The sequence below is a fragment of the Mucilaginibacter sp. P4_G9 genome, from assembly GCF_056400985.1.
This window is the reverse complement of the sequence record NZ_JBFUKF010000415.1, coordinates 1-4,390: the sequence shown is the minus strand read 5'-3', so window position 1 is coordinate 4,390 and position 4,390 is coordinate 1. Positions and strand designations below refer to the sequence as shown.

At 42.1% G+C, this 4,390-nt stretch carries 4 protein-coding genes; 1 reads left to right on the top strand and 3 read right to left on the bottom strand.

Annotation, left to right across the window (positions count from 1 at the left end):
• Positions 1-113 precede the first annotated feature (113 nt).
• Positions 114-2,267: a glycoside hydrolase family 31 protein gene (locus AC1DPZ_RS22810; protein ID WP_477407783.1), complete on the top strand. Its 2,154-nt coding sequence runs from the start codon at positions 114-116 to the stop codon at positions 2,265-2,267.
• Between the two features lie 70 nt (positions 2,268-2,337).
• Here AC1DPZ_RS22810 and AC1DPZ_RS22805 read toward each other — a convergent pair whose 3' ends face one another.
• The 3 genes from AC1DPZ_RS22805 to AC1DPZ_RS22795 all read right to left on the bottom strand — a co-directional run bounded on the left by AC1DPZ_RS22805 (position 2,338) and on the right by AC1DPZ_RS22795 (position 4,331).
• Positions 2,338-3,066 (bottom strand): esterase family protein, encoded by a 729-nt coding sequence (locus AC1DPZ_RS22805; RefSeq protein ID WP_477407781.1) that lies wholly within the window; start codon positions 3,064-3,066, stop codon positions 2,338-2,340.
• Between the two features lie 69 nt (positions 3,067-3,135).
• Positions 3,136-3,726, bottom strand: coding sequence for an SGNH/GDSL hydrolase family protein (locus tag AC1DPZ_RS22800; RefSeq protein ID WP_477407779.1), 591 nt, complete (start codon positions 3,724-3,726; stop codon positions 3,136-3,138).
• Between the two features lie 236 nt (positions 3,727-3,962).
• Positions 3,963-4,331, bottom strand: coding sequence for a DUF1801 domain-containing protein (locus tag AC1DPZ_RS22795; protein WP_477407777.1), 369 nt, complete (start codon positions 4,329-4,331; stop codon positions 3,963-3,965).
• Positions 4,332-4,390: the final 59 nt, after the last annotated feature.

The window sequence follows — 4,390 nt, the reverse complement described above, 5'->3', positions numbered from 1 at the left end:
GGTTTACCAGAAGGCGGATGATGCCAAACTACCGGATCTATCTTTTAATAAAGGTTATGTAATTGACTTTGCTACAGAAAAAGGTAAAACCTATACCATTATACCTAACTAACATGATAAAAAATTTGAAAGGCTTTTTGCTGGTTTGTTTGTTTTGGAGTTTCACAGCAGGCCTTCACGCGCAATCTATCGCCTGGACGGAAGTAGAACCCGGAATATGGAAAGGCGTTATAGGTAAGTCCGAAGAATATGACTTACTGAAAGTGGCGGGAGTACAACCCTATCATGCTGGTTTAGCACAAATGCCAAAGGCTATCTTCCCCTTGCCACAGCAGGAAATCACAGGTAGTGTACAGGGGGGTAAAACTTACCTGCGCTTTCCGTTAGAAAAAAAAGAGCAGTTGTTTGGTTTCGGTTTAAATTTCCAGACTGTATTTCAGCGCGGTAAAGTGCTTACGCTGCATGTTGACAATTATGCCGGCAAGGATAACGGGCGCACCCATGCACCCACACCTTTCTATGTATCATCAAATGGTTATGGTGTGTTTATCAACTCGGCCAGGTATATTGATGTATATGCCGGCACAGCAGTAAGGCGCGACAGTAAGGTACCGCCCGAAATAAAAGACAGGAATCTTGATAAAACATGGAGCTCGCATCCATACTCAGATGGTGTGGAAATGCTGGTGCCCGCTTCCGGGGTAGAGATCTATGTATTTGCTGGTCCAACTACTTTAGATGCCGTACGGCGTTATAATTTGCTAAACGGCGGCGGTTGTTTACCGCCACGCTGGGGCCTGGGCTTTACACAGCGTATGCAGCGTTTAACCGATGCGCAGGGTGTTGCAGCCGAAGCAAAGGCATTTGAGGAAAAAGGTTATCCGCTTGATTTTATCGGGCTTGAGCCAGGCTGGCAAAGTAAATCATACCCCTGTACTTTTGAGTGGGATGCCAGCCGGTTTCCTGATCCTAAAGGTTTTGTGCAGGATATGCTGAAAAAGAATATCAGGCTCAATTTATGGACTAATCCCTATGTATCTCCCGAGGCGCCGGTTTATAAAAGTATTTTACCTTACAGTGGCTCGCACACGGTTTGGAACGGCATAGTACCCGATATCAGTATGCCCGAAGCACGTAAGATATTTTTTGGCGAACTGGAAAAAGGCAAAATAGATATTGGCATCAGCGGTTATAAAATGGACGAGGTTGATGGCGGGGATAATTATTTATGGCCCGACGTAGCAACTTTCCCCTCGGGCCACGATGCCGAACAAATGCGCCAAACATATGGATTAATGATGCAGCGTTACACCGGCGAAATTTACCGTGAACGTAATCAACGTACATTTGGCCTGGTTCGTGCTTCAAATGGTGGTGGTTCTTCTTTCCCTTATGTGATCTATAACGACTATTACGATCATCGGGATTTTATAACAGCGTTGGTAAACAGTGGTTTTGCCGGTGTGTTATGGACGCCCGAAGTACGTTCCTCCAAAACCGGCGAGGAATGGTTACGCCGGTTTCAGTCGAACGTTTTTTCGCCTATGGCTATGATCAATGCCTGGGCCAGCGGTACCAAACCGTGGTCATTCCCGGAGGTTGCCGAACAGGTAAAAACAATGGCCAACCTGCGCATGCAGATGATGCCCTACTGGTATAGCGAATTTGCCAAATATCACTTTGAAGGCATCCCGCCTTTCAGGGCCATGTACCTGGAAGATGGCTTTGTTGGAGGGGAAGCCAAAAATGAGAACAAAAAAGTAAACCTGGAGGAAAACCCTTATGAAGAGGCCATAACCAAAGAGGTTAAAGACCAGTATATGGCCGGCGAATATTTGCTGGTAGCGCCAATATTTGCCGGGCAAACCAGCAGAAAAGTGATCTTGCCAAAGGGTAAATGGTACGATTTTTATACCGGGAAGTATGCAGGTGACGGAGAAGTCATCAACGTTACACCGGGCCTGGATAAAATACCGGTTTATGTAAAGGACGGTGGCATTATACCCATAATGCCGGTAATGCTGCACGCGCCTAAAGCAGGGCAGAAGGTTGATCTGGAGGTGAGGTATTATGGCAGCAAACCGGGTACTTATTCTTTATATGATGATGACGGAGAGACGTTTGACTATGAAAAAGGTAATTATACCTTCCGGAAGATCATGGTGAGTAAAGTAAACGGGAAATTAAAAGGTACGATTACCCCTGCATTAAAGGGGAAACCAGATAATGTTGGGAGGGTGAGTTTCAAAGCAATGACCGACTTTTAACTTTAGTATAGCGGAACCTTTTATTTCTATGGCTAAAATTTTGCCGGGTTGCTTATCCCGTGAATATCCCCTATAAATATAGTTGTACCATTTGTTTCCAGTATCGTGGCCGATGGGCGTATTTACTCCATATGTATAGCCGGTGATCAATCCCCTTTGACGAAAGTATATCGCTAAATTCCTGGTTACTGGATACAAAGGGGTCGGTTTCGCCAACGGCCATTATAATTTCAATTTTACGTATAGCGTCTAAATCATATCCTTCTCCAAGGTTGGCCATATACTGCAGCGGCATATTGAAGTATATATCTTCATTTCTGAAGCCATCAAACAGGTCTCTAAAGTCATCTATCTGGCGTGTAAGATCATGCCGGCCGCTCATGCATATTACTTTTTTAAATATGGCCGGGTGTTTTAAGACCAGGTTTATTGCATGATAGGCCCCCATGCTGCAACCGGCTACTTCAAAAAAGTTTTCGCCATTTTCAATTTGCATAAAGGGAATTACCTCGTTCAATATGTATTGTTCATATTGTAAATGGCGGTTTATACGATCAATAGGGTGTATCCAGTGGTTATAAAAACTTTCGGAATCGATACTATCAACGCAAAAAAGCTGAAGTTCGCCATTTTCTATATGGGTCTGGAGTGCTTCTACTATTCCCCAGTTTTCGTAATCATAAAACCGGGCCATCCGGGTTGGAAAAAATAATACTGCTTTGCCGCTATGTCCAAATACTAAAAGCTCCATATTACGATGCAGACTGGCACTAAACCAATTATGGTAAGCTCTTTTCATTTTAGGTTCGGTCTTTTGGTGCGAAATTTCCAAAACAAATATTACTTCAAATTAAATAAATAGTAATGCTTAGCGGTTAATATGATCATTAATCACATGTTTCCATAACTGGTAACCGGCAGGGCTCAAATGCAGACCATCACCTACAAAATACTCTTTTTTAGGATAACCTTTGGCATCAATCATTTCTTTATAAACATTTATAAACTGCCAATTGTTAGTTTTTTTAACAATTTCTGTTTCTATTAAGTTGTTAGTGTATTTAAACTTATCAATCATGTGCCAACGGCTGATGCTTGGTTTTAAAGAAACAAAATAGCAGGGCAAATCACCAAAGCGTTGCTGCGTTTTGGTAACCAGTTGCTGAAAAAATATAAATACTTCTTCGGGGTGGCGTCCATCGCCCAGGTCATTGTCGCCGGCATAGATTACCAATCTTTTTGGTTTATAACCTGTCATTACCCTTTCAAAGAACCAAACGCAGGCGGCTAATGTGGATCCGCCAAATCCAAGATTAACGGGTTTCAGGTATTTAAAATCATCATAAAGGCTTGTCCATAACCTTACAGACGAGCTTCCATAAAAAATCGTTTCGGCTTCATATATAAAATTCAAACTATCCTTTTCAAGGTGTTTGATGTCATCCTCGTACCAGTACATGAAACTATTATAGGGGTTATTGATTAAATTAAAGTAAATGAATGAACGTGTCGGCGATTGAAAAATTATCACTCCTGTTTTAGTAAAACCATTTCATTTTTATGAGCTCGGCGTTGGCATTTATCGCTTGCTCGCCGACATGATTTTTAACTTTTTATTCAATCACTAAACACGTAACAATGACAGTAATTTTATTCGCCGGCAATATAATACAATCATTTATCTATCGTATTAAATCAGCTTATTTTTATCACCCCCGTTTTATACAAGTCAATTGCCTGCGTCAAAATAGCCTCTATGGTTTCAACCGGCAGATCCTGATCTGCGTCAAAAAGCATTATCTTCATACGCGAGCGTTTTTCGACGATGAGACCGGGATGATCAAAACGCCGGCCTTCAACAATACCGATATAAGGCTGTAAAAGCTTTTTATGCACCCACAGGTAGCAAAACATTTTACCCTTATAACAAAAAAATGGCATCCCATATTTCCAGGCAGCAGTAATATCTGCGTCCTGTTTAAGGATGATTTCGCGTAGAGCCAGCAGGCAGCCTTTTACGGGTTCATGTTGTTGCAGATAAAAGTTATCAATTGGTGTTGTCATGTTTTACAGATCCCGTTTTACCAACTCAATAGCCATGTCCAAAACTTCTTCAATAGCTT

Excerpts from the sequence above, each read along its gene's own strand:
- AC1DPZ_RS22805 (WP_477407781.1), bottom strand. The coding sequence starts at position 3,066 with ATGAAAAGAGCTTACCATAATTGGTTTAGTGCCAGTCTGCATCGTAAT.
- AC1DPZ_RS22810 (WP_477407783.1), top strand. The coding sequence starts at position 114 with ATGATAAAAAATTTGAAAGGCTTTTTGCTGGTTTGTTTGTTTTGGAGT.
- AC1DPZ_RS22800 (WP_477407779.1), bottom strand. The coding sequence starts at position 3,726 with ATGTACTGGTACGAGGATGACATCAAACACCTTGAAAAGGATAGTTTG.
- AC1DPZ_RS22795 (WP_477407777.1), bottom strand. The coding sequence starts at position 4,331 with ATGACAACACCAATTGATAACTTTTATCTGCAACAACATGAACCCGTA.